Source organism: Bogoriella caseilytica (genome assembly GCF_003752405.1).
Classification (GTDB): Bacteria; Actinomycetota; Actinomycetes; order Actinomycetales; family Actinomycetaceae; genus Allobogoriella; species Allobogoriella caseilytica.
Genome location: NZ_RKHK01000001.1, coordinates 219866 through 244921, shown reverse-complemented (window position 1 = coordinate 244921; position 25056 = coordinate 219866). Strand labels below are relative to the sequence as shown.

The 25056-nt window shown below is 69.7% G+C and carries 22 protein-coding genes, 1 tRNA gene and 1 pseudogene; 16 read left to right on the top strand and 8 right to left on the bottom strand.

Annotated features, from left to right (window positions below):
• Positions 1–51 precede the first annotated feature (51 nt).
• On the top strand, positions 52–465 hold the full coding sequence (locus tag EDD31_RS01090; RefSeq protein WP_123302534.1) for a hypothetical protein: 414 nt from the start codon (positions 52–54) through the stop codon (positions 463–465).
• A gap of 20 nt (positions 466–485) precedes the next feature.
• Here EDD31_RS01090 and EDD31_RS01085 read toward each other — a convergent pair whose 3' ends face one another.
• The gene (locus tag EDD31_RS01085) at positions 486–1367 is read right to left on the bottom strand and encodes an alpha/beta fold hydrolase (RefSeq protein ID WP_123302533.1); all 882 of its coding nucleotides are present in this window, start codon (positions 1365–1367) and stop codon (positions 486–488) included.
• Between the two features lie 69 nt (positions 1368–1436).
• Here EDD31_RS01085 and EDD31_RS01080 point away from each other — a divergent pair, with 69 nt between their 5' ends.
• Complete coding sequence (locus EDD31_RS01080) at positions 1437–1949, top strand: CGNR zinc finger domain-containing protein (RefSeq protein WP_123302532.1); 513 nt, start codon at positions 1437–1439, stop codon at positions 1947–1949.
• A gap of 59 nt (positions 1950–2008) precedes the next feature.
• Here the strand turns inward: EDD31_RS01080 and EDD31_RS01075 are convergent.
• Positions 2009–2081 (bottom strand) — tRNA-Ala (locus tag EDD31_RS01075).
• Positions 2082–2260: 179 nt separating this feature from the next.
• Here EDD31_RS01075 and thiD point away from each other — a divergent pair.
• On the top strand, positions 2261–3061 hold the full coding sequence (gene thiD / locus EDD31_RS01070) for a bifunctional hydroxymethylpyrimidine kinase/phosphomethylpyrimidine kinase (protein ID WP_123302531.1): 801 nt from the start codon (positions 2261–2263) through the stop codon (positions 3059–3061).
• Positions 3062–3136: 75 nt separating this feature from the next.
• Here the strand turns inward: thiD and EDD31_RS01065 are convergent, their stop codons facing one another.
• The 4 genes and pseudogenes from EDD31_RS01065 to EDD31_RS01050 form a co-directional block, all read right to left on the bottom strand.
• Positions 3137–3868 carry a purine-nucleoside phosphorylase gene (locus tag EDD31_RS01065; protein WP_123302530.1) on the bottom strand — a complete coding sequence of 244 codons (732 nt, stop codon included), beginning with the start codon at positions 3866–3868 and terminating at the stop codon, positions 3137–3139.
• Positions 3869–3919: 51 nt separating this feature from the next.
• A pseudogene (locus tag EDD31_RS01060) lies at positions 3920–4135 on the bottom strand (ChaB family protein); the annotation flags it as partial.
• Positions 4136–4243: 108 nt separating this feature from the next.
• On the bottom strand, positions 4244–5479 hold the full coding sequence (locus EDD31_RS01055; protein WP_123302529.1) for a cobalamin-independent methionine synthase II family protein: 1236 nt from the start codon (positions 5477–5479) through the stop codon (positions 4244–4246).
• A gap of 113 nt (positions 5480–5592) precedes the next feature.
• A complete protein-coding gene (locus tag EDD31_RS01050) occupies positions 5593–10494 on the bottom strand; it encodes an Lhr family ATP-dependent helicase (protein ID WP_123302528.1) in 4902 nt (1633 codons plus the stop codon).
• Positions 10495–10568: 74 nt separating this feature from the next.
• On the opposite strand from EDD31_RS01050, the gene EDD31_RS01045 reads away from it, so the two are divergent.
• The 9 genes from EDD31_RS01045 to EDD31_RS01005 all read left to right on the top strand — a co-directional run bounded on the left by EDD31_RS01045 (position 10569) and on the right by EDD31_RS01005 (position 18404).
• Positions 10569–10808 carry a DUF3046 domain-containing protein gene (locus EDD31_RS01045; RefSeq protein ID WP_123302527.1) on the top strand — a complete coding sequence of 80 codons (240 nt, stop codon included), beginning with the start codon at positions 10569–10571 and terminating at the stop codon, positions 10806–10808.
• Positions 10809–11075: 267 nt separating this feature from the next.
• On the top strand, positions 11076–12194 hold the full coding sequence (gene recA / locus EDD31_RS01040) for a recombinase RecA (protein WP_123302526.1): 1119 nt from the start codon (positions 11076–11078) through the stop codon (positions 12192–12194).
• On the top strand, positions 12194–12742 hold the full coding sequence (locus EDD31_RS01035; RefSeq protein ID WP_123302525.1) for a regulatory protein RecX: 549 nt from the start codon (positions 12194–12196) through the stop codon (positions 12740–12742). The genes recA and EDD31_RS01035 overlap by 1 nt, the downstream gene beginning before the upstream one ends.
• An 83-nt stretch (positions 12743–12825) precedes the next feature.
• Positions 12826–14415 (top strand): tRNA (N6-isopentenyl adenosine(37)-C2)-methylthiotransferase MiaB, encoded by a 1590-nt coding sequence (gene miaB / locus EDD31_RS01030; RefSeq protein WP_245991260.1) that lies wholly within the window; start codon positions 12826–12828, stop codon positions 14413–14415.
• Positions 14416–14419: 4 nt separating this feature from the next.
• The gene (gene miaA, locus EDD31_RS01025; RefSeq protein ID WP_123302523.1) at positions 14420–15358 is read left to right on the top strand and encodes a tRNA (adenosine(37)-N6)-dimethylallyltransferase MiaA; all 939 of its coding nucleotides are present in this window, start codon (positions 14420–14422) and stop codon (positions 15356–15358) included.
• A 37-nt stretch (positions 15359–15395) separates the two neighbouring features.
• On the top strand, positions 15396–16316 hold the full coding sequence (gene dapF / locus EDD31_RS01020) for a diaminopimelate epimerase (RefSeq protein ID WP_123302522.1): 921 nt from the start codon (positions 15396–15398) through the stop codon (positions 16314–16316).
• Between the two features lie 159 nt (positions 16317–16475).
• On the top strand, positions 16476–16874 hold the full coding sequence (locus EDD31_RS01015; RefSeq protein WP_123302521.1) for a GntR family transcriptional regulator: 399 nt from the start codon (positions 16476–16478) through the stop codon (positions 16872–16874).
• A gap of 1 nt (position 16875) precedes the next feature.
• Positions 16876–17586 carry an ABC transporter ATP-binding protein gene (locus EDD31_RS01010; protein WP_211336139.1) on the top strand — a complete coding sequence of 237 codons (711 nt, stop codon included), beginning with the start codon at positions 16876–16878 and terminating at the stop codon, positions 17584–17586.
• Positions 17586–18404, top strand: coding sequence for a hypothetical protein (locus tag EDD31_RS01005; RefSeq protein ID WP_170163140.1), 819 nt, complete (start codon positions 17586–17588; stop codon positions 18402–18404). Before EDD31_RS01010 ends, EDD31_RS01005 begins: the two co-directional genes overlap by 1 nt.
• Positions 18405–18530: 126 nt before the next feature.
• On the opposite strand, the gene EDD31_RS01000 is transcribed toward EDD31_RS01005, so the two are convergent.
• A complete protein-coding gene (locus tag EDD31_RS01000) occupies positions 18531–19142 on the bottom strand; it encodes a class I SAM-dependent methyltransferase (RefSeq protein WP_245990716.1) in 612 nt (203 codons plus the stop codon).
• 128 nt (positions 19143–19270) lie between these two features.
• On the opposite strand from EDD31_RS01000, the gene hflX reads away from it, so the two are divergent.
• Positions 19271–20899: a GTPase HflX gene (gene hflX / locus EDD31_RS00995; RefSeq protein WP_425453679.1), complete on the top strand. Its 1629-nt coding sequence runs from the start codon at positions 19271–19273 to the stop codon at positions 20897–20899.
• Between the two features lie 34 nt (positions 20900–20933).
• Positions 20934–23006 carry an ATP-dependent DNA helicase gene (locus EDD31_RS00990; RefSeq protein ID WP_123302518.1) on the top strand — a complete coding sequence of 691 codons (2073 nt, stop codon included), beginning with the start codon at positions 20934–20936 and terminating at the stop codon, positions 23004–23006.
• Between the two features lie 44 nt (positions 23007–23050).
• Here EDD31_RS00990 and lexA read toward each other — a convergent pair whose 3' ends face one another.
• Positions 23051–23743, bottom strand: a complete 693-nt coding sequence (lexA, locus tag EDD31_RS00985; protein WP_123304941.1) for a transcriptional repressor LexA — start codon at positions 23741–23743, stop codon at positions 23051–23053.
• 175 nt (positions 23744–23918) lie between these two features.
• On the opposite strand from lexA, the gene EDD31_RS00980 reads away from it, so the two are divergent.
• Positions 23919–24392, top strand: a complete 474-nt coding sequence (locus EDD31_RS00980) for a LysM peptidoglycan-binding domain-containing protein (RefSeq protein ID WP_123302517.1) — start codon at positions 23919–23921, stop codon at positions 24390–24392.
• Positions 24393–24457: 65 nt separating this feature from the next.
• Positions 24458–24979 carry a transcriptional regulator NrdR gene (gene nrdR / locus EDD31_RS00975; RefSeq protein WP_123304939.1) on the top strand — a complete coding sequence of 174 codons (522 nt, stop codon included), beginning with the start codon at positions 24458–24460 and terminating at the stop codon, positions 24977–24979.
• The last annotated feature ends 77 nt before the right edge of the window (positions 24980–25056 follow it).

Genomic DNA, 25056 nt, shown 5'->3' with positions numbered 1-25056 from the left:
GATCTCGGTCGCGCCGGGCAACATCCGTGCGCCCGCACACATGAGCGAGGTATGGCACACGCGACCGGGCGCAACGCCCACTCGACGATGGCACTGTTTGCGAGTGGGGCAGCGCTGCTCCTGGCAGCGTGCGGTCCCCCCGAACCGGGGTCTGTGGCGAGCACGGAGTCCCACGACGATCTGGATTACTACTACGCCTGCGGGAACGAGATCCTCGAAATGCCGGACGGGCGGACGTTCTATCCGCTCTTCCCCGAGGAACAGGACACCTTCGAGGAGGCTCCTTACGCGACGCCGGCCTCGTCTGCGTGGGGCGGAGTCATGCTCGGGGTGGCCGCTCCCGGCCCGGGGGACGACACCGGAACGCTGACGATCTACGAAGACGGGATGGCCCACTGGGCGTCCGACAGCGGCATCGAGGCGTGGCTCACGGACGAGCCGCAGGACTACAACTGGGTGTGCTGAGACTCCCGGGTGGTGACGGGTCAGTCACGCCTGGGGCCTGTCACGGAGCTTGCGTGCCAATCGTTGATCAGGCACACCACCGTGTCCAGGTGGCTCTCCAGGAGGAAGTGGCCGCCGTCGATCAGTTCGATGCGGGCCCGCGGGGCGTGCCGGCCGAAGGCGGTGGCTCCGGCAGGGGAGAAGATCTCGTCGTTCCGGCCCCAGACCGCCAGGACCGGCACAGCTGAGTGACGCAGCCACTGATGCACCTGCGGATACAGCTCGCGGTTGCTGGCGTAGTCGGCGAAGAGGGACAGCTGCGCGCGGTCGATGCCCGGCCGGGCGAGGAGGGCCAGGTCGTGCTCCCAGGCGTCCGGGGCGACCGTGCTGACATCGGGCACGCCGTGGGTGTACTGCCACTCCACGGCCGCGCGGTCCAGCGCGGGGCGTAGCGCCTGCTCGTTCTGCTCCGTGGGATCGGCGCCGTAGGCCCAGATCGGCTCCCAGAACTCGGGCACGAAGCCCTCCTCGTAGGCGTTGCCGTTCTGGGTGATCACACCCTCGACGGCGGACGGGTTCGCCAGGGCCAGGCGCCAGGCGATCGGCGCACCGTAGTCCTGGACATACACGGTGTAGCGAGTGATCCCGACCGTGCGGAGGAAACCGGCCGTGACTTCAGCAAGGGCGTCAAAGGTGTAGCTGAAGTCCTCCGTGCTCGGTGCGGAGGAGCGCCCGAAGCCGATGTGGTCCGGAGCGACGACGCGGAAACGGCCGGCCAGAGCGGGGATGAGGTGGCGGAACATGTGCGAACTCGTGGGGTAGCCGTGCAGCAGCACGATGACGGGGGCGTCTGCGGGGCCGGCTTCGCGGTAGAAGACCTCCCAGCCATCGACGGACACGGTGCGGTGGTGAGTCCGAGACATGACTAACTCCTTAAAGTGGTGTTACTGGTTAGCGGAATGTAGCATGATCGTCGTCAGCCGGGTCGGACGATGCTGGAGGTGGCTGTGGGGGAGGACGAGGACCTGCTACTGGCGGTGCTCAACAGCGCGCCAGTAGCCGACGGCGTGCGCGCGGAACTCCTCGGTGCTGTGGACGGTGGTGTCGGGCTCGAGGGTTTCGGTGGTCTCGGCACGGAGAGCGAGCTCCGCGCGCTGCGCCGTGCGCGCGACGCGCTTCAGCGCGCGATCCGGGGCGACTCCGAAGCTCTTGATGGCCTCGCCGAGGCGCTCAGGAGTGCGGTGCTCCGCCCGGAGGTCAGGCGGGACGGTGTGCGATGGCACCTCGATGTGCCGGCGGAGGAGCGGCTTGCCGCGCGGTCGGTGCTGGCCTGGTCACGGGTGGAGGAGTCGATGCCCGGGCGTCTGCGCGCCTGCGCCAACTCCGAGTGCAATCTGTTCCTGATCGACCGCAGCCGGCCCGGTACGGCGAAGTGGTGCTCCATGGCCACCTGTGGGAACCGGATGAAGGCGCGTACCCATGCGCGCCGGGCGCGCCAAGCATGAGGAAGGCCCGAACCGATGAACGGCTCGGGCCTTGTCGATGTCCTGCGACATCACCATTGTGGAGCTAGAGGGATTCGAACCCTCGACCTCTTCCATGCCATGGAAGCGCGCTACCAACTGCGCCATAGCCCCGTGCTGATCGGGCAGGGACAACTGTAGATCATCGCCGCAGGGACCGGCCACCACGGCCGCCGTTCTCGGCGGTGAGCCTCGCCACTGTGCACACCTGGCCGGTCGTCACCCGGCGGTCACTCCCTGGTCACCCTGCGTAAGCTCGGGGCGAAGTCCACTGCACCCCGTGAAGGAGATCCATGGTCAAGCTCGCCTACGTCATCGCCGGATCCGAGGCCACGGGCGGTGCCGGCATCCAGGTCGATCTGAAGACCTTCCAGCAGCTCGGCGTCTACGGCCTGGGCACCCTCACCTGCATCGTGTCCTTCGACCCGAAGCAAGGCTGGAATCACCGCTTCGTGCCCGTCGAACCACAAGTGATCACCGACCAGATCGAGGCTGCGACGTCCGCGCACGACCTGGACGTGGTCAAGATCGGCATGCTCGGTACGCCGGCCACCATCGACGTCGTCTCCGGTGCGCTGCAGAGCCACAGTTTCCGCCACGTGGTGCTCGACCCGGTCCTGATCTGCAAAGGTCAGGAGCCTGGCGCCGCACTCGACACCGACAACGCACTGCGGGCCAAGGTGCTGCCGCACGCCACCGTGGTCACCCCGAACATGTTCGAGTCCAAGTCCCTGTCCGGCATGGAGAGCATCGAGAGCGTCGAGGACCTCACCGAGGCGGCCCGGCGCATCGCCGAGCTCGGCCCGCGCTACGTGCTGGCCAAAGGCGGAACCGAACTACCCGGACCGGACGCCGTCGACGTGCTTTGGGACGGAGAGGAGGCGCACGTCTTCTCCGTGCCCAAGATCGGCGAGGAACGCGTCTCCGGCGCCGGCTGCACGCTGGCGGCGGCGATCACCGCCGAGCTGGCCAAGGGCGCCGAGGTGCGCGAGGCTGTGGCCGTGGCCAAGGAGATGGTCACGCGCGGCATCGAGGCCCGGGTCTCCGCCAGGACGCCCTTCGACACCGTCTGGCAGGGCGCCTACAGGGCCTGAGAGCAGCCGGTGGCGCGAGCAGTCGGTGGCGCGGTCGGCCCACGTGGGGGCAGTGGCGCGTTCCCGGTCTCGCGTTCAGGCGTGCGCCGCCGCCAGGGCCAAGGTGAGCGCGCGCTCGAAGTCCTTCTCGCGCTGCTCCGGGCTCAGGTCGGCCGATCCGTCGAGCAGATGGTCCGAGACGGTGCACACCGCGAGCGCCTGCCGGCGGCGCGAGGCCGCAATGCCGTAGAGCGCGGCGGCCTCCATCTCCACCCCGAGCGTGCCGTGCGCAGCCAGCGCCTCGATCTCCGCCGGCGGGTTGCCGTAGAAGCCGTCCCGGGAAACCACCGGCGCCACGTGCACGCTCCCACCGCGGCCGTCCGGGAGTGGCGGCAGGTCGTGGCTGGCAGTCACTGCTGCGGCGATGAGCTCGTAGGAGGCCACGGCGGAGAAGTGGATGCCGGGTATGAGACGGTCGATCATGGCCGAATCGGTGTGCGCGCCGAGCGCGATCAGCACGTCGCCGACCGCGACGTCGGGGGAGAGGCCGCCGGCCGTGCCGACCCGGATGATCCGCTGGACGTCGTAGACATCGAACAGCTCGGTGGCATAGATCGCCAGCGACGGCATCCCCATGCCGGAGGCCATCACGCTCAGCGGCTGACCGTTGACCGTGCCGGTGTGGACGCGATTGCCGCGCACCTCGGAGACCACGCTGGCCTCGGGCATGAGCAGCGCAGCGATGCGGTCAGCACGGCGCGGATCGCCTGGCATCAGGACGGCGGGAGCGATCTGCCCGGCGGCAGCGGAGATGTGTGGGGTAGCCATGCCCGGATCGTATCGGCGCCTCGAGGCACCCGGCGATCGCTCGTGGGCTTACTTGGCCACCCAGCGGTCCTGCTCGTCGTCCTTGCGGTAGTTCTCCTTCACCGCAGACCAGGCCACGCGATGGGCTCGTTCCTCATCGCCGTCGTACTCCTCGATGGCGGAGTCGTAGGCCTTGGTGAAGGTGCGCTGCGCCTTCTCACTGGAGCGGCGCAGGGTGTCGGGGATCTCGGACTTCTTGGCGCCGCCGTCCTTGCGGGTCTTGGGCATCTCGATCACGCTCCTTTCCCCTTCAGGGTCACCCCGTAGCCGTTCCGGCGCATCTGCGGCGCTGACGCAGGCCGGGCCGGGGCGCACGTGGCGCCCCGGCCCTGGCGTTCAGCCGAAGAGCCGTGTGCTGGCCAGGCGCGCGCCCTCGCCCAGTGTGTCGAGCTTGGCCGCGGCGATCTGTGGGTGGATCCGCCCGCCGAGACCGCAGTCGGTCGAGGCAATGACGTTCTCCTTGCCCACCCGCTCCGCGAAGCGCTCGATGCGCTGGGCGACCAGTTCGGGGTGCTCGACCACGTTGGTGGCGTGGGAGACCACCCCGGGAACGATGACCTTGCCGGCCGGCAGGGCGACGTCGTCCCACACGGTGTACTCGTGTTCATGGCGGGTGTTGGCGGCCTCGAAGGAGTAGTATTTCGCGTTGATCTGCAGCATCAGATCCACGATGTGCGTGAACTCGATGTCGGTGGTGTGCGGGCCGTGCCACGAACCCCAGCACAGGTGGAAGCGGATCTGTTCCTCCGGGAGGCCTTCGAGCGCGTAGTTCAGGGCGTCGATCCGGGCCTGGGTGAAGGCCCGGTAGTCCTCGATGGAGGGCTCCGGTGTGATCTGATCCCAGTTCTCGGCGATGGATGGGTCGTCGATCTGCACGATCAGGCCGGCGTCGACGATGAGCCGGTACTCCTCGCGCAGCACCTCAGCCCAGGCCCGAAGGTGGGCGGCATCGTTGCCATAGTGCCGATCCGAGACCCGCGCGGCAGTGCCGGGGGAGAGGGAGGTGATAAACCCGGTCTCTAGGCCCTCGGCGTCAAGAGCGGCGCGCAAGTTCTCGACGTCGATGCGGGTGGCCTCGTGGCCGGTGTACCGCAGCTCGCCCGTGGTGGCGGGGAAAGGTGTGGCGGTCTTGCCTGTGCTGATTCCCGATTCCGGATCCTGATAGACCTCCCGGAAGCGCACCCAGTCACGCCGGTTGGGGAAGCTGGTGAGGCGAATGTTGCCCGGTGAGGATTCCAGGTTCGGCTGGGTGAAGAGGTCTTCGCCGGTAATCTCCAGGCCGGTCACGCGCTGGAAGATATAGGACCACCATGCGCCGTAGTCCACGGCCGAGCTCATGGCATGCCCGTACTCGCCATCACCGGGAATCGTGATCCCATGCGCCTTCTGCCGGGCGACCACGTCTCGCACGGCTGCGCTGAGCAGACGCTCGAACTCGGGAGTGCGCTGGAGGGTGAAACCGTCTTCGGCGAACTCGCGCGCGGCGTTGGCAGCGAGGAGTTCAGGAGTGCGCGGCAGGGAGCCGGCGTGCGTGGCGGGGATTCGGCCTGCCTGGCCAGTCGGTGTGCTCATGACGCCATAGTGACAGCGAGCGGCTCGGCCGGGCGAGCCCGCCCGGCACATCTCACTCGATGGATGCCCGTGCCACGGAGTGGACGTCTCGACGCTATTGCGGGGTTCTGCGGTCACGGCCGGATGCGTAGCCCTTGCGGCGCGGGGGTGAATCCCGCTGCTCGCAGGGACTGGCCCATGACCGAACGGTCCTCCAGCGCGGGTGTGCCATCGATGCGGCGGATGGTGAGCCCACCGAGCCGGCCAGCCGCCCCGGCCAGGGTACGCGCAGCCGCCACGAGCGAGGTCTCCTCGGTGGTGAAGGTGAGGAGTGAGCGGCCGCCTCGTTCCAGGAAGGCCACCAGATCGCCTTCGGCCAAAATCACGACGGCGCCAGACTTGCGGCCGGGCCGGTGCCCCTCCCCAGCAGCTGCGGCCGGCCAGGGTAGGGCCGCGCCGTAGGGATTGCCCGGGTCGGTCGCAGCAAGGAGGTGGATCTGCGGCTCGGCGCCGCTCTCGCGGCGAGCGAGGGAGGCGGCGGCATCAGCACGGAGACGGTCCACCACCTCCGGAAGTGCGAACTGCGCCGCACCGAGGCCCTCTACCAGGTAACCCCGGCGCACCTGGCCGGACTCCTCCATGGTGCGCAGCACCTGGTAGGCCGTGCCGAAGCCGAGACGCTCGATCCCCGACGCGCCGCGCACCACCAGCCCGTGACGGTCCAGGAGGGCACCAGTCAGCGCGGTGGCGTGTTCGGTGCGGAGCTGTTCCTCCGCCACGCCCGGCCGTGCGTGATCGGCTGGGACGGCGGGGCGGTGGATGATCGACCATCGGCCGCCCGCCGCCGGGGGAGCGGTCGCGCCGGCCGGTCGCATGCGTCCGCGGCGCATCGCCCGGGCGCGGGGCGCGGCGCGCGACCCGGCGCGGCGGGAGGATCCCGCGAGGCGAGTGCGCAAGGGGGCGAGGGTGTCGTTGGTGACCAGCCCGGCCCAGACCAGATCCCACAGCGCCTCGGCGACCTCCTCAGCCCGGGCGTTCCCCACAGCGCCTTCAGCGATGAGATCGCGGTAGAAGTGCCCTCCGCCGCCGGAGAGCCGCGCGATCAGGTCACGGTGCAACTGACCGTCGGGAACCTCACCGGCCGGGCCGAGCAGCTCCTCGGCACCCGCCGGCAGCAGAGCGATCAGGCCATCGCTGCCCGGCAAGGTTCCCGCGCCGGCCCAGACCACCTCTCCGGTGGCGCTCAGCTCGTCCAGCAGGCCGGGCTCGTAGTTCCGCACGCGAGCCGGCAGGATCAGCGATTCCCAGGCGGAGGCCGGAGCTACGCTCCCGGCGAGCTGGTCGATCACCGCCGCCACGCCGTCAGCCCCCCGGAGGTTCGGCGATGTCCCCACGGGCGCGACCTGCTGCCACCGTGGGAGGAAGACGCCCAGGGCGCGGGCCTCAACCGGCTCCACCTCGGCCCGCAGGGCAGTGAGCGAGCGACGGCGGATCCGGCGCAGCACCGCCGTGTCGCAGTAGTCCAGGATGCGGCCGGTGACCTGGCCTGGGCTGCCGGCAGGCTCAGAGGCACGCCGGGGGTCGAGCCGGCCGGAGGTGAGCGTTCCGTGCCGGACCAGGTCCTCCAGCGGAGCCATGACGGTTGCCGGCGGCAGGCCCAGCCAGGCCGCCACGTCGCTGGGCCGGAAGGGTCCGTTCGTACGGGCGAAGCGGCGAATCAGATCGCCGAGAGGATCGGCCACTCCGGCCAGCACGGCCTCAGGCAGTCCCGGTGGTAGTGCGACGCCGACCGCATCACGCAGGCGCGCAGAGTCTTCGAGGGCCGCCCAGCGATCCTCTCCGGCCACCCGTATCTCGATGATGCGCCGCGAGCCGTGGAGCTCCGTCAGCCAGCGCCGTAGCTGATCCGGCTCGGCGCAGCGCACGGCCAGATCGGTCATGGTGATGGGCCCCAGGCGCCGGATGAGGTCGAAGAGGGCTTCGGCGTCCTTGGCCAGGGACTGTTCGGAGCGCAGCCCCACTGCCGCCGCCACCTCCGTCACGGCCTCGGGATCCAGCAGGTCGGCCAGGTCACCAGCGGCGCCGCCAAGCAGCTCGGCCAGGAGAGTCGAATCGAGGCTGAGCGCGGCAGCCCGCCGTTCGGCCAGCGGCGTGTCCCCGTCGTAGATGAACTGACCGGTGTAGCCGAGCAAGAGCGAGCGGGCGAAGGGAGACGGCGCCGTCGTGGTCACATCGATCAGCCGGATCTCGCGCCGGGAGATCGCGGCCATCAGTTCCGTGAGCGCCGGGACGTCGAAGTCGTCTTGCAGGCATTCCCGCACGGCCTCGTGGACCACCGGGAAGTCCGGGTGGGCCGCTGCCACGGAGAGCAGTTGTGCCGAGCGATGGCGCTGCTGCCACAAGGGCTGCCGCCGGTCCGGGCGCCGTCGCGGCAAGAGCAGCGATCGTGCTGCGGCTTGCCGGAAGCGCGCAGCAAAGTGGGCCGATCCGGCCAGGGCCGCGACCACTTCTTCGGAGACCTCGCCTGGGTCGAGCAGGAGCGTCTCCGCGCTCAGTGGCCCCTGGCCCCCCGCGGTGCCATGGCCTGCTCGCGTGAGGTCGTCGTCTCCACCGGTGACGCTGGCACCGCCGTCGAGGTCGGGAAGACGCAGGACGATGCCGTCGTCGGCGGGCATCACCTGGACGTCCATCCCGGTGAGGTCCCGAAGGCGAGCGGTCAGCACCATGGCCCAGGGCGCCAGGACCGGCCGGCCGAGCGGCGAGTGGATCACCACTCGCCAGTCGCCGAGTTCGTCGCGGAAGCGCTCCACCACGATGGTGCGATCGTCGGGAAGCTGCCCCGTGGCGGCTTGTTGCTCGGCGAGATACCCGTGCAAGTTCGCCCGCGCACGCTCATCCAGGCCAGCCGCGGACGTCCAGTCATCGGGGCCGCCGGCGGAGAACTCCCGCATGCGGGCCCCCAGGCGCCGGCCGAGTTCCGCAGGCCGGCCGGGGGAGTCCCCGTGCCAGAAGGGCAGACGGCCGGCCTGGCCGGGTGCGGGGGAGACCAGGACGCGGTCCGGGGTGATCTCTTCGATGCGCCAGCTCGAGGTCCCCAGGATGATCGTGTCGCCCACCCGCGACTCGTAGACCATTTCCTCATCGAGCTCTCCCACGCGCCGCCCACCACGCCGAGCAGGAGTGGGCGCTGCGGAGGCCTCCCCCTGGGCTGCCTCAGGATCGCCGGGATCCTGCGCCGGTGCGGCGGTGGCGAGAAAGACTCCGTAGAGGCCCCGATCGGGGATCGTGCCGCCCGAGGTGACCGCCAGGCGCGCTGCCCCCGGCCGGGCAGAGAGCGTGTCCTGTTCGCGGTCCCACACCAGTCGGGGCCGCAGCTCCGCGAAGTCCTCGCTGGGATAGCGGCCGGCGAGCATGTCAAGTACGGCGGTCAGGGAGCGGTCGCCGAGCCCGCGATATGGGCAGGCCCGCCGGATGCGGGCGGCGAGTTCGTCGACGGTGAGGTCCTCCACGGCCACCATGGCCACGATGTGCTGGGCCAGCACGTCCAAGGGGGTGGTCGGCACTCGCACGGCTTCGACCTCGCCGTCGGCCGCGAGCCGGGAGGTCTCGGCCGCGGCCAGCAGTTCCCCTCGATGGGTGGGCAGGACGACGCCGTGGGAGGCGGCACCGACCTGGTGCCCGGCGCGTCCGATGCGCTGCAGCGCCGAAGCCACTGAGGGCGGCGCGCCGATCTGCACGACCAGGTCGACGGCACCCATGTCGATCCCGAGTTCGAGGGAGGAGGTGGCCACCACGGCGCGAAGTTGGCCGGCCTTGAGCGCCGATTCGGCGATCAGGCGTTCCTCGCGGCTCATCGAGCCGTGATGCACCCGCGCCGCCGGATCGCCACCGGGCGCGGAGGCAGCCGCTGTCCCCGATTGTCCGGGCATGGACGCCGGCCACGAGGAGCCGCCGTCCGGGACCTCGATGCCGGCCCGGCGCTCCCACTCCTCGTTGATCCACGCGGCGAGGCGCTCCGCGGTCCTGCGGCCATTGGTGAACACGATGGTGGAGCGATGTGCGGCGATCAGATCGACGAGCTGCTCGGTCAGATGTGGCCAGAGCGAGGGGGCGCGCTGCTCGGGCAGGGTGCCGCCGGCGTTCCCGGAAAGGTCGAGCGCGGTGGGGTTGAGCGGCGTGCTGGGCCCGGCGGCCTCCTCGGCACGGGGCTGCGGAGCTTCGAGTTCGGCGCGCAGTGGTGTGCTCCGGGGGTCACTGAGGTCTTCCACCGGCACCGTGACGTCGATGTGTAGTTCTTTGCGCGTCTCCGGGCGGACGATGCGCACCGGTCGACCCCCGTCCTCGACCGAGCGGGCTCCCGCCAGGAAGGAAGAGACCACCTCAGCGGGACGGACCGTGGCGGAGAGGCCGATGCGTTGGGCCGGCCGCTCCAGGAGCGCGTCGAGCCGTTCCAGGCTCAGTGCCAGGTGAGCACCGCGCTTGGATCCCGCCACGGCATGGATCTCATCGACGATGACCGTCTCCACACCGCGGAGTGCCTCCTGGGCTCCTGAGGTGAGCATGAGGAAGAGGGACTCCGGCGTGGTGATGAGGATGTCCGGCGGACGCGCGACGAGGCGCCGGCGCTCCACCGCCGGGGTGTCACCGGTGCGCATACCGACGCGGATGTCACGGCTGGCACGGCCCATGCCGGCGGCGGCCCGTTCGATCCCCACCAGCGGCGAGCGGAGGTTGCGTTCGATGTCTGCGGCCAGCGCCTTCAGCGGTGAGATGTAGAGGACGCGGGTGGTGCCGGCGCCCGATGTGGCAGGCCCGGAGGCGGCGGGATCAGCCGGGGCGGAGCCCTCCGCGCCACTGAGGCGGTCGATGGCCCACAGGAAGGCCGCCAGGGTCTTTCCCGATCCGGTGGGCGCCACCACCAGGGCGTGCTCGCCCGAGGCGATGGCCTCCCACGCCCCGCTCTGTGCGCGGGTGGGCTCTGCGAAGGCAGCCTCGAACCACGCCCGGGTGGGCGCAGAGAAGGCAGAGATACTCACGCCGTCATCGTGCCATCGGCCTGTGACATCGCCGCGTCGTCACACGGTGCGCGCCGGCGTGGCAGGGTGGGCGTGTGCGGCAATCGGAGTTCAGAGCAGCGGTGGACGAGGTACTGGGCGCTGCCTATGGCCGTTCGATCGTGACCGACCTGGTGCTTCCGGGCGTGGGCTACCGCACCGCCGAGGTCGCCCTGAGCGAGGGTGAACCGCCCCAAGTGGTGTGGGACGCCGTGTGTGACGAGCTGGAGCTCGGCGAGCAGGCGCGGTGGCACCACCGGATGGAAGCGAAGTCCGGGAATCGCCCCGCCCGCTGAGGCTCCGGGGGTGCCTTGGCCGGATCTGCGACACGCGGCGCGCCACACCGTGCATCGAACAGGCGTTCGGCGTACTGTCCTCCACAGGTGACGACGTCCCTGCCGCTCGATTCACAGCTCAGCTGGTGGCAGGAACGGATGTCGGTGGTCGGTCATAGCGTCACCTGCAGGTCGTCCGGAGAGGACGTCACGACCTGACCGAGACCAGCCCAGTACCCGCCGGGCCGTGTGGAGAACCGCGGCCCAGATCCGAGAAGGTGACGATTCATGCCTGCACCCGTGGCAGACCGCAACAAGGCCCTCGAGGCCGCCCTCACCCAGATTGACCGCCAGTTCGGCAAGGGCTCCGTCATGCGCCTGGGAGACGATTCCGCTCGTCCCAAGGTGAAGACCATTCCGACCGGGGCTGTGGCTCTGGACGTCGCTCTCGGCATTGGCGGGCTACCCCGCGGCCGCGTGGTGGAGATCTACGGACCGGAGTCCTCCGGTAAGACGACGGTGGCGCTGCACGCCGTCGCCAACGCGCAGAAGGCCGGCGGCGTGGCAGCTTTCATCGACGCCGAGCACGCGCTGGACCCCGAGTACGCCCGCAAGCTGGGCGTGGACATCGACGCCCTCCTGGTCTCCCAGCCCGATACCGGTGAGCAGGCGCTGGAGATCATGGACATGCTGATCCGATCCGGCGCGATCGACATCGTAGTCATCGACTCGGTCGCGGCCCTGGTGCCCAAGGCGGAGATCGAGGGCGAGATGGGTGATGCCCACGTCGGCCTGCAGGCCCGCCTGATGTCTCAGGCCCTGCGCAAGATCACCGGTGCCCTGTCTGCCTCAGGCACCACGGCGATCTTCATCAACCAGCTCCGCGAGAAGGTCGGTGTCTTCTTCGGCTCCCCGGAGACCACCTCCGGTGGTAAGGCCCTGAAGTTCTACGCCTCGGTCCGCCTGGATGTGCGCCGGATCGAAACCCTCAAGGAGGGGACGGACTCAGTGGGTAACCGCACCCGGGTCAAGGTGGTGAAGAACAAGATGGCTCCGCCCTTCAAGCAGGCCGAGTTCGACATCCTCTACGGTCAGGGCATCTCCCGCGAGGGTGGCCTGATCGACCTCGGTGTCGAGAACAGCATCGTGCGTAAGTCTGGCGCCTGGTACACCTACGAAGGCGACCAGCTCGGGCAGGGCAAGGAGAAAGCGCGCCAGTTCCTCAAGGACAACCCGGAGCTTGCCGTGGAGATCGAGAACAAGATCCTCACCCGTCTGGGTATCCGGACCAGCCCGGAGGAGCCGGCAGCGGCGGAGCCGGCCGCGAAGACAAGTGCGAACGGGAAGGCTGGCGCCAACGGCAAGGCCATGGCGAAGGCTGCTGGCGAGGTGGCGGTCGACTTCTGATGTCTCGCTCCAACCGTCGCTCTGAGACGCAAGCGGTGGAGCGTTCCGAGGCGGATTGGGAGGAACTGGCTCGGCAGGTGGCGCTGCGGCAACTCAACGCAGCGCCACGCAGCCGGGCCCAGCTCGCCGCCAAGCTCGCCGCCAAGGAGGTTCCCGAGGTCATCGCTGTACGGATCCTGGACCGCTTCACCGAGGTCGGTTTGATCGACGACGCCGCCTACGCTGGCATGCTTGTGCGCACGCGCCATGCCGAACGCGGGCTCTCGCGGCGCGCCCTGGCCTTGGAGTTGCGGCGCAAGGGAATCGACGACGAGGTCGCTGAGACGGCTCTCGCGCAGGTCGAACCCGAAGACGAGGACGCCGCCGCCCGTCAGGTGGCGGCCAAGAAGGCTCGAGCGACCACTGGCCTGGACTACGAGGTGCGCAGACGGCGGATCGCGGCGGCCTTGGGTCGCAAGGGCTACCCACCGGGCGTGTGCTTCCGGGTCACCGAGAGCGTGCTGCAGGACGAAGCTGCGGATTCTGATGGCGCAGTCCACGCGGAGTGACCAAGGTCAGCCCCGCCGCACACCGGGCAGTCCGTAGAATCGCCCTGATGTCCCTCACCGCTGCCAGCAGCCACGCTCCCGAGATGCCCGACGCCCCCGCCGGCTCTCAGGAGCTTCCGCGCACCTTTCACGTGCGGACTCTGGGCTGCCAGATGAACGTGCACGACTCCGAGCGGTTGGCCGGCCAACTCGTCGAGCGCGGTTACCGCCCGGTGACCGACGTTCCCGACGCCGCAGCGCGCGCCACGGACGCCGGTGATGCCGGGGCCGACGTGGTCATCATCAATACCTGCTCGGTGCGCGAGAACGCCGCCAACCGACTCTTCGGGAACCTTGGCCAGCTCGCGGCCGTGAAGCGGGAGCGGCCCGGCATGCAGATCGCCGTCGGCGGGTGCCTGGCGCAACAGATGCGCGCCGGCATTGTGGAGAAGGCGCCGTGGGTCGATGTCGTCCTCGGGACGCACAATCTGGACGCTCTGCCGGCCCTCCTGGAACGGGCACGCCACAACCAGCGCGCCGAAGTGGAGATCGAGGAATCCCTGAAGGTCTTTCCCTCCACCCTTCCCACGCGCCGCGAGTCCGCCTACGCAGCGTGGGTCTCGATCTCGGTGGGATGCAACAACACCTGCACCTTCTGCATCGTCCCGCACTTGCGCGGCAAGGAGCGCGATCGTCGCCCCGGTGATGTTCTCGCCGAAGTGGAGGCCGTGGTGGCCCAGGGGGCCATCGAAGTCACCCTGCTCGGGCAGAACGTGAACTCTTACGGGGTCGGCTTCGGGGACCGGGGGGCCTTCGCCAAGCTCTTGCGCTCATGTGGGTCCATCGAGGGCCTGGAACGCGTGCGCTTCACCTCTCCGCATCCGGCTGCCTTCACCGACGATGTCATCGACGCCATGGCCGAGACGTCCAACGTCATGCCCACCCTGCATATGCCGCTCCAGTCCGGTTCCGACACAGTGTTGCGAGCCATGCGCCGCTCCTACCGGAGCCGGAAGTTCCTCGGGATCCTCGACCGTGTGCGAGACGCGATGCCCGAGGCTGCAATCACCACCGACATCATCGTGGGCTTTCCCGGCGAGACCGAGGAAGATTTCCAGCAGACCCTCGAGGTCGTGGAGGCCTCGCGGTTCTCCTCGGCCTTCACCTTCCAGTACTCCCCGCGCCCGGGCACCCCAGCGGCAGACCTGCCCCAGGTGCCCGCCGACGTGGTCAGTGAGCGCTACCAGCGACTCGTCGCGCTCCAACAGCGAATCACGCTGGAGGAGAACGAGAAGCAGGTGGGGCGCACCGTCGAGGTCCTTGTGGCCGCCGGCGCGGGCCGCAAGGACGCCGACACCCATCGCATCTCCGGGCGCGCAGCCGACAACCGCCTCGTGCACGTCGCTCTCCCCGAGGGTCTGACCGAGGACGATCGCCCCCGCCCCGGTGACATGGTCACGACCGTGATCACGCACGGCGCTCCGAGCCACCTGGTGGCAGACTCCGCGACCGACGCCGCCGGAACCTACGCACTGCGACGCACTCGGGCGGGCGATGCCTGGGCGGTCAAGGAAGGCTTGCTGGATCCCCACGCCCTCGGTGCCCCCGGTGCGGGCTCCATCCTCAGTGCTCCCAGCGGCCCACCTGCCGGCGGGCCCGTCACCCTCGGCATGCCCGCGCTCCCACCCCGCTGAGCCGATGGAGGCACCACCACTCATCGCGGTCGTCGGTCCCACAGCCTCGGGGAAGTCCGAGCTCGCGCTCGATCTTGTCGACCACCTCGGCGGGCCCGAGGCCGCGGAGATCGTCAGCGCCGACGCCATGCAGCTCTACCGCGGCATGGACATCGGCACCGCCAAAGTGCCGCTCGCGGACCGCCGCGGCATCGCGCACCACCAGATCGACGTCCTGGACGTGCGCGATGAGGCGTCAGTGGCCGCTTATCAGCGCGAGGCCCGGGCAGACGTCGCCCACATCCGGGCCCGCGGGCGTATCCCCGTCCTCGCGGGCGGCTCCGGCCTCTACCTTCGCGCCGTGCTCGATCAGCTCGAGTTCCCCGGCACCGATACCGCCATCCGCGCCGAACTCGAGGCGCGCGCCGAGACGGTCGGCGGCCCCGCCCTGCACGCCGAACTCCGCGCGGCCGACCCGGAAGCGGCCGCCAGCATCGACGCACGCAACGTGCGGCGCACCATCCGAGCACTCGAAGTCGTGCAGCTGACCGGGCGCCCGTTCTCCGCCTCGCTGCCCACCTATACCTACGCCCTCCCCGCCATCCAGCTCGGACTCCAGGTCCCGCGCGAGGAGCTCGACCGGCGCATCACCGCCCGTGCCACGCAGATGATGGACGATGGCCTGCTGCAGGAGACCGAGGGGCTCCTCGCCTCGGGCCTCGCGGAGGGCCGGACCGCCTCGGGCGCCGTGGGGTACTCCCAGGCCATCGATGTTCTCGCCGGGCGCCTCAGCGTCGCGGAAGGAACGCACGCCATCGCGCTGGCCACCCGGCAACTCGCGCGCCGCCAGATCAAGTGGTTCCGCCGCGACCCGCGCATCCACTGGCTCCCTGCCGGCGAAGGCCCTGGCCCGCAGCTGCTCCGCAGCGCCGTCGCCGCCCTGGACGACCGTGACGAGGCGTGAGTGCCCGAGCACTCCCGGCGGCGCGTAGCCTGCTGCCATGAGTCCCTTCGGAGCCCTCGTCGGCCGCACGGTGACCACGGGTCACGGCACGCAGAACGACTTCGTGCTGGTCGCCGACCCGCAGGATGAACTCGAGCTCACCCCCGACGTCGTGGCTGCCGTCTGTGACCGGCATGCCGGAATCGGTGCCGATGGCCTCATCCGCGTGGTTCCGGACGAAGGCGTCGAACGCTGGTTCATGGACTACCGCAACGCCGATGGCAGCGATGCCGAGATGTGCGGCAACGGCGTGCGTGTCTTCGTGCACTACCTGCGCACCACCGGCCTGATCGACCTGCCCGACGGCGCCACGGTGGAGATCGGCACTCGCTCCGGGCCGCGGGCCGTCACGGTCACCGACACCGATGCCGGGCCGCTCTACACCGTGGACATGGGGGAGTGGAGTCTGCCCGGAGGGGAACGCGCACTGACCGAGGGCTTCGACGTGATCGTGGAGATCCCCGGCCTCGACGGCCCCCGCGCCGGCCTGCGCATCGATGTGCCCAACCCGCACACCGTGGTGGCGCTGCCGGACGACGCCGCCCTCGACGAGGCCGTCCTGGAGCTGGCCGGCCCCCGAGCGCCGCGTTACCAGCCCGCACCCGAATCCGGGACCAACCTCGAGCTCGCCTTGCCGCTCGGGGAGCAGGCAGACCCCGGAGCGTCCTCCGGCACCCTCGGTGTGGTGCGCATGCGCGTCCTCGAGCGCGGTGTGGGGGAGACCCGATCTTGCGGGACCGGCACGTGCGCCGTGGCACTGGCTGCCCGGGCCTGGGGCGGCAGCGAGGCTCCGGATTCCTGGCGGGTGATCGTGCCCGGCGGTGAGGTCCGTGTCGACATCGAGGACAAGCCAGGCCTGCTGCGCCGAGTGCTGCTCACCGGTCCCGCTGTCCTGACCGCGGACGTCACGCTGCGCTGACCACGCGGAGCACGGACGTCGAGGCACCACACCGACCCTGAGGCGCCTCGGGGCTTTGGCGCGCGCCCCGCGACGAGCCGCCACCGCCCCATCATGAGTGCCACCCCGGCCGTGTTACTGTATTGAGGTCTTAATACAGCGACACGCAAGGAGATGTGGATGCAGTTCGACAACTCCGCTGCGATCTGGGTGCAGCTCGTCCACGAGTTCTCCCGCCGCATCGTGGTGGGCGCGTGGGCACCCGGCGCCAGGATCGCCGGGGTGCGCGAACTCGCCGCCGAGCTCGGCGTGAACCCCAACACCGCCCAGCGTGCGCTGGCCGAACTCGAGCGCGACGGACTGTGTCGCTCTGAACGCACTACGGGACGCTTCGTGACCTCGGACCAGGCACGCATCGACGCCCTGCGGTCCCAGCTGGCGGGATCAGCCGCCGACGACTACATCGCACGCGCCCAGGGCTTCGGGATGGACAGCGATCAGGCCCGCCAGCTCATTGAGGAGAGATGGAATCACCATGACCACCACACCCACAGACCAGCCGAGGGCGAGGGACGCTGACATGGCGCCCGACTACCGGCGGCCGCTCATGGAGGTGGCCGACCTGCGCAAGAGTTACGGCCCCACGGTGGCCCTGGACGGCCTCGACCTGCAGCTGCACGGCGGCCAGATCGTCGGGCTGCTCGGGGAGAACGGCTGTGGCAAGACCACGCTGCTGAAGGTGCTCGCCGGCCTGGTCAGCGACTACAGCGGCGAGGTGCATATCGCTGGTCACCAGCCAGGCCCGGAATCCAAGGCGAAGGTCTCCTTCCTTCCCGATACCTCCTTCCTGCCCGATCACGCACGTGTGAGCTACTGCCTGGAGCTCTACGCAGACTTCTTCGCCGACTTCGACCGCGAGAAAGCCCGCGACCTCCTCGGCTTCTTCCGGCTCCAGGAGTCCATGCGGCTGCGCGATATGTCCAAGGGCATGCGCGAGAAGGTGCAGGTCACCCTGGCCATGGCCCGACAGGCCCAGGTCTTCCTGCTGGACGAACCCATCTCCGGCGTGGATCCGGCTGCTCGCGAGGTCATCCTGCAGGGAATCCTCCGCAGTCTCGGGGAGGACTCACTCCTGCTCATCTCCACTCACCTGATCCACGACCTCGAGCCGCTCCTGGATGCCGTCGTCATGATGCGGTACGGCTCGGTGGTCCTCTCCGGCAGCGCCGACGACCTGCGCGCCGAGCGCTCGGCGAGCCTGGACCAGATCTTCAAGGAGACCTACTCATGATGGCCACCCTCCTGAAACACGAATGGCGCGGCACCCGCGCCCTGCTCGGTACGGTGATGGCAGCGGCGACGCTCCTCGCCGGGGCGGGCACGCTCCTGGCCGCCACCGGATGGCCGGTGCTCACCGGCTTTGGCACGTTCATCGCCCTCGTCGGCGTGATCAGCCCGGTTCCCGTGCTGCAGATTGCGCTGGTAGTGCTGTACTGGCGCTCCAGCTACAGCAAGACCGGCTACTTCACCCATTCGATACCGGTGCGTGGCGGGACGATCTATGCCGCCAAACTGCTGTGGACGGCAGTGGTCAGCGTGGTGGGCGTTCTGCTCAGTTTTGTGCTCGGCCTGGCGTTCTGGCCGGTGGGTGCGGCGACAGTCGGCGCAGAACGCAATCCCTTCACCATGCTCGGCGACATGTGGAGCGCTGTGACCAGCGCCGCCTCCCCAGGGCTCCTGATCGCCGGGTTGCTGCTGGCCCTCGGCCTGTTGATGATGTCGCCGATCCAGCTGTTCTTCGCCGCCTCGGTCGGCGCGGAGTCGCCGCTGAACCGCTGGGGTCTGGCCGGCCCTCTGCTCGTCTACGTCGGCCTGTACGTGGTCTTCCAGATCGTGGTCTTCGCCGGGCTCCTGCTCATCCCCTGGGGCTTCGCCGGCGCGGATGGGCAACTCAGCATGGTGACCTTCAACGTCATCGAGGAGGTCCGCGCAGGATCCGGCAACTCCGACGTGATGCCCTTGGGGTTCCTGCCGCCGCTCTTCCTGGTGACGCTGGCGTGCCTGTGGCGCACGGTCGTCTCCTGGAACCGCAAGGTCAGCCTCGTCTGAGGCACCTGGCCTCGCCGTCCCGGCTCCCACTCGGGACCGGGACGGCGACGGCTACCGGCGCACGGGCCACCGGCGCACGGGCCACCGGCGCACGGGCCACCGGCGTACGTGTTATCGGCACACGGGCTATCGGCGCACGGTCAGGATGCGGAAGCCTTTGGAGCTGGAGATCCGGTCCACGGTCCAACTTTGCTTCTGCATCCAGCGGTGGAGTGAGTCCCCGCCGAGGTTCTTGCTCACCACCAGCTGCGCCCGACCCTCGGCATGCAGGCGTGGGAGCCAGGTCAGCAGCAGTTCGTGCAGTGCGGGCTTCCCGATCCGGATCGGCGGATTCGACCACAACTCGGTCAGGCCACCTGCGGCATCAACGGCCGCGACCGCCTCTTCGGGGGTGAGGACCTCGACGTTCTGCAGGCCCAGATCGGCGGCATTGCGGGCGGTGAGGTCGCGGGCTCGTGCATTGACATCGACCGCGAGCACCCGTGCCGCCGGGGAAGCCATGGCCAGCGCCAGCGTGATCGGCCCCCAACCGCAGCCGAGATCCAGCAGGAGGCCTTCCGTTGCCGGATCGGGTACGGCGTCGAGCAGCACCCGGGTCCCCAGATCCAGACGGTCGGGAGAGAAGACCCCGCCGGCGACCTGCACGGCGACCTCGCGGCCGCGCAGGTGCAGACGCAGCGTGCGCAGCTCCCCGCGGGAGGCGGGTTCGGCGGAGAAGTAATGCTCGTGTTGGCTCACCCGAGAACGGTAGCCCGGCGGGCGCCGGACCGGCCCGGCGCCGCTCAGCCCTGGGCTTAAAGGCTCGCGATGGTACGCAGCACATGCCACTGTAGGAGTCCTCAGACACCCGACACGTGAGGAACTACGTGACCCAGCGCGACCAGCACGTCCCCGCTTCATCAGACGCCGGCCGCAGCGACGCGGACCATCGCGCAGCGGAGGACGTTGTCGCCCGGATCCTCGCCCGCGCCGGCACCACTGCCCGGCACGGTACGACCGGCACCGAGCACGGATCTGTCCCGGACGGCGTGCGCTTCACTGCCGAGGGCACCGCCCTGCAGGTGGCCGGCCATGACGGAACCGACTTCGACGGCGATCAGTTCGACCGCGAGGAGCGCGCCGCGCTGCGCCGTGTGGGCGGATTGTCCACCGAGCTCGAGGACGTCAGCGAGGTCGAGTACCGGCAGCTGCGCCTGGAGCGCGTGGTGCTCGTCGGCCTGTGGTCCACCGGCACCGCCGAGAACGCCGAAGTATCTCTCCGCGAACTCGCCGCTCTCGCGGAGACGGCGGGATCCCTGGTGCTCGACGGCATTCTCCAGCGCCGCAACAATCCCGATCCAGGTACGTACCTCGGATCCGGGAAGGCCGCGGAACTGGCCGACATCGTGGCCTCGGTCGGCGCGGACACCGTGGTCGTCGACGGTAACCTCGCGCCCTCCCAGCGCCGTGCGCTCGAAGACGTGGTCAAGGTCAAGGTCATTGACCGTACGGCGCTGATCCTCGACATTTTCGCCCAGCACGCGAAGTCCCGTGAGGGGAAGGCGCAGGTCGAGCTTGCCCAGCTCGAGTATCTTTTGCCCCGCTTGCGTGGCTGGGGTGAGTCGATGTCTCGTCAGGCCGGTGGACGGGTAGCAGGCGGTGCCGGTATCGGTTCGCGCGGCCCGGGTGAGACCAAGATCGAGTTGGATCGGCGCCGGATCCGCAACCGGATGGCGAAGCTGCGCCGCCAGATCAAGGACATGGCACCCTCGCGCGAGACCAAGCGTGGTTCGCGGCGCGGCCGGCAGATCCCCTCGGTCACCATTGTGGGGTACACCAACGCGGGGAAATCCTCGTTGCTGAACCGGCTGACCGGCGCCGGCGTGCTGGTGGAGAACGCCCTCTTCGCCACCCTGGACCCGACAGTGCGCCGCGCGGAGACTGAGGATGGCCGCGTCTACACCCTGGCCGACACGGTGGGTTTCGTCCGTTCACTGCCCACCGAGTTGGTCGAAGCCTTCCGCTCCACGCTCGAAGAGGCCACTGAAGCCGATCTGCTGCTGCACGTCGTCGATGCCGCGCACCCAGATCCGGAAGGCCAGGTCCGCACCGTGCGCGAGGTGGTCTCCTCCCTGCCCGGCGGTTCCGAGGTGCCGGAACTCATCGTGCTGAACAAGGCGGATCTCGCCGCCCCCGAAGACCTCATGGCGCTGCGCACCCGCTTCCCCGAGGCCATCGCGGTCTCGGCCCGCACGGGCGCTGGCATCAAAGAACTGGCGGACGCGGTCGCCGAGCGCTTGCCCCGTCCCTCCGAGGAGGTCGAGGTCCTCGTGCCTTTCGACCGCGGCGACCTGGTCTCGCGGGTGCACACCGACGGCGAGATCCTGTCCGAGTCCTACGAGGCGGACGGCACTCGCCTGCACGCGCTGGTCCGCCCCGAGCTAGCCACGGAACTGCGCGGTGTCGATGGCGGTGAATCGGGCAACGACCTGGGCGCCACCCGTACGGCCTCCTAGCGCAACCTCTCCGAGCGGGCACAATGGCTCGGTGATGGAGGAGCAGAACCGCGAGCCCGAGGCGGCGACGACCTCTCGTTCCTTCGATCGTGAGGCCTTGCTCGCCGCAGCAGTGGCGGCCGTGGGTGGTCGCGAACGCTCGGGGCAGCAGCGGATGGCCCAGGCGGTGGCCACCGCACTGGAGACGGAGCAACACCTGCTCGTTCAGGCCGGAACCGGCACGGGGAAGTCGCTGGGTTATCTGGTACCCGTGGTCGCCGATGCCGTCACCTCAGGACGCCGCGCCGTGGTGTCGACGGCCACGTTGGCGCTGCAGCGCCAGATCCTCAGCCACGATGCGCCGATCGTGGCGGGCGTGGTGCGCGAACACACCGGAGCGGTGCCGGACATCGCCCTGCTTAAGGGCTGGAGCAACTACCTTTGCAAGCACAAGCTCGCCGGCGGCTTTCCCGCCGGGAGTGAGGATCCCGGCACCGAACCGGGGCTCTTCGACGCACCCGGCGGCGGGCCGGCCGACCGGCCCACCCCGGAGCCCTCCGGATCCAGTTCGCTCGGCGAGCAGGTGCTGCGGCTGCGTTCCTGGGCGGAGGAGACCGACAGTGGCGACCGGGACGATCTGACCCCCGGCGTGAGTGAACGCGCGTGGCGGCAGGTGTCGGTCTCGAAACTGGAGTGCCTGGGCCAGGCGTGCCCGATGCTCGCCGAGTGCTTCCCTGAGGCGGCCCGCCAACGCGCGCATCAGGCCGATGTCGTCATCACCAACCACGCGATGCTCGGGATTGCGTCCACGGGCAACACTCCGGTGCTGCCCGAGCATGACGTTCTGGTCGTCGACGAGGCTCATGAGCTCGTGGACCGCGTCACCGCGCAGACCACGGGGGAGCTCTCGGTCGGCGTGGTGGAGCGCACCCTGCGGCTGGCCCGCACTCACCTCGCAGGATCGCCCCAGGCCACCGAACGAGTGGATCAGGGCGTCCGGGCCTTGCGCGCCAGGCTGGAGGCCACGGCGGACGGACGGATGCGCCAGGGGATGCCGGAGGCACTGACCGAGGCCGTCTCCCTCCTGGAGGCGGCCGTCCGTGAAGCGCTCTCCGCTATGGCCCCGGAGGCCGGTGCCGCCCAGGAAGCCAAGGGGGCCCTGGCCACCGCGAAGGCCGCGATGACCGCCCTGCACGAGGTGACCGAGCGCCTGCTCCATGCCACCGACGGCGCGGGCGAGCGCACTGAGGAGGGGCGGGGCAAGGCGGTCGAGGTCATCTGGTGCGAGCGGCCACGCGAGGGCGTGGAGCCCCCGCGGTTGAAGGTCGCGCCCCTGGATGTCGCCAGCCCGATCGCCACGCACCTACTCGAGGGCCGCACCGGCATCTTCACCTCAGCCACCCTCGCCCTGGGCGGCGTTTTCGAGCCCATGGCGCGCAGCATGGGCGTGAGCTTCGCCGAGGCGGGCTGGCAGGGCGTCGACGCCGGCTCCCCCTTCGACTACCCACGCCAGGGGATCCTCTACGTGGCACGCCATCTGCCCCAGCCCGGCCGGGACGGCCCCTCGGACGAGTCCCTGCGGGAACTCGTGCAGCTGGTGCGCGCCTCCGGCGGCGGTGCGCTGGGGTTGTTCTCCTCGCGCAGGGGGGCGGAACGGGCCGCGGAGCGGCTCCGCACCGAACTCGAGACTCCCGTCCTCTGTCAGGGCGATGACCAGCTACCCACCCTGGTCCGCGATTTCTCCGCAGACGAGTCGGCCACGCTGGTGGGCACGCTGTCCCTCTGGCAGGGGGTCGATGTCCCTGGCCGGACCTGCCGCCTGGTGATCATCGACCGGATTCCCTTTCCCCGCCCGGACGATCCTGTGCGCTCGGCCAGAACCGAGGCGGTCGCGGCCTCCGGGGGGAATGGCTTCATGGCCGTGGCGGCGCATCATGCGGCCCTGCTGCTCGCCCAGGGAGCCGGGCGCCTCATCCGGCGCCTCGACGATCGCGGTGTGGTGGCCGTGCTCGATCCGCGCTTGGCCACCGCCCGCTACGGCGGGTTCCTCACCCGCTCCATGCCGCCGCTGTGGCGCACCACCGATACCGAGCTGACCCTCCGGGCCCTGGAGCGGCTGCGCGGATAGCCGCCGGCTGCACCGGTAGCGGCCGCCGGCCGCGCCGGCAGTGCTCAGAGCGCGCGGAGCACCGAGACCACGCGGCCTAGAATGCGAGCGTGATCGCCGTCAATGGGGGAGTAGGCCGGGTTGTGCGGGAGCAGCCACACCTTCTCCGGTGTGCGCTTGAGCGTCTTGACGGTGGCCTCGTCATCAAGCAGCGCGGCCACGATCTCCCCGTTCTCGGCCACTTCCTGACGGCGGACAACGACCCAGTCGCCGTCACAGATGGCGGCCTCGACCATGGAATCGCCCACGACCTTGAGCAGGAACAGCTCACCTTCGCCCACGAGCTGCTTGGGCAGGGCGAAGACGTCCTCGATTGCCTGCTCGGCCAGCAGCGGCCCGCCAGCAGCGATACGTCCCACCACAGGGACGTAGGCCGGCTCGCTGCCGGACGCTGAGCGCCCTTCAGCGGCAAGCTCCTCATGGGCCACCGGGGTCAGTCCGGCTCCGGCCTGAGTGAGTTCGATGGCGCGCGGCCGATTCGCGGGGCGACGGATATACCCCTTGCGCTCGAGTGCCTCGAGCTGGTGCTTGACGGAGGAAGGGCTGGTCAGTCCGACCGACTCGCCGATCTCGCGCATGGATGGCGGATATCCGCGAGCCGCCACCGCCTGCCGGATGGTTGCCAGCACCCGCTCCTGCCGTGCGGTGAGCTCCTCCGGGCCTTCTCCGGTGGCCCCGGCTGCGCTGCTCGTGGTCATGCGGGCTCCCATGTCAGTGGTGGCTGATGTGCTGCTGCTCGTCAGCGTAGAGCGACCAGACACGCATATCAAACACCCGTTCGACAGCGTGTCGAACTCGCGCTACTGTACGTACAGGCGTTCGACGAACATATGTCCGAAGCATGGCGTACGCGGTTACAACGAGGAGGAGATCATGGCGGCACTCACCATTCACCCGGCAGGTCCGGCCATCCCAGGCGTGCCGGTGCGTCCCTCGCCCGTGACTCGAACCCGTCGCCGTGGCCATCTGGTTCTCGTCGGTGACGACTTCGGGCAAGCAGCCGTCGCTGAGCCGGCTGGTTCGAAGGCGCCCACGGTGCGCAGGCAGGATCGTCTGGTCTTGACCCAGCGCGGCCGGCAGGTGCTCGGCGCACTGGCCTTCGTCCTGGCGACGGTCCTGGCGGTGGGCGTGGGTGCTGGGGTGGGGTCCCTGGCGGCCGGCCAGCCCGCCGTGGAGAGCGTTGCGGTCGTGACTGTCGAGCCCGGCCAGAGCCTGTGGTCGATCGCCTCTGCCAGTGCGCAACCGGGCCAGGATGTGCGCGAGGTCCTTGCGCAGATCGCGGCGTTGAACGACCTTCCGAGTGAGACGCTGCGCGCTGGTCAGGAACTCCGCGTTCCGCGTGGCTGAGCCTCGCTGTGCTGATGCCGGTGTGACATTTGCGCCTGAAGTGCTCACGGAACTACCGTGCGCTGGTGCACTGTCCCTTCTGTCGGCGCGCTGACACCCGTGTGGTCGACTCACGCACGGCCGACGACGGATCCGCGATCCGCCGCCGCCGCCAGTGCCCTGAGTGCGGCCGGCGATTCTCCACAGTGGAGACCGCCAGCCTGACCGTCACCAAACGATCCGGCGCGACCGAGTTGTTCAGCAGGGAGAAGATCGTGGCCGGGGTACGCAAGGCGTGCCAGGGTCGGCCAGTCTCCGATGCCGATCTGGCGCGGCTGGCTCAGGAGGTCGAGGAAGCCGTGCGGTCGACCGGAGCGGCACAGGTCGAGGCCGATGAGATCGGCCGGGCCATACTCCACCCCCTGCGCAGCCTCGATGAGGTCGCCTACTTGCGTTACGCCAGCGTCTATTCCGCATTCTGCTCCCTCGAGGACTTCGAACTGGCGATTGCCACCCTGCGGATGGAGCGCAACCAGGGACAAGGGGCGACGGCGTCGGCTAGTCTGTCGGAAGCTGAGGCTGCCGATGACGTGGAGCACACCACCTAGGACGTGGGGCACACCACCTAGCCGCCCGGCTCACAGACCGCCGCTGGTGGAGACGGAGGGGAAGCCGTCTCCACCAG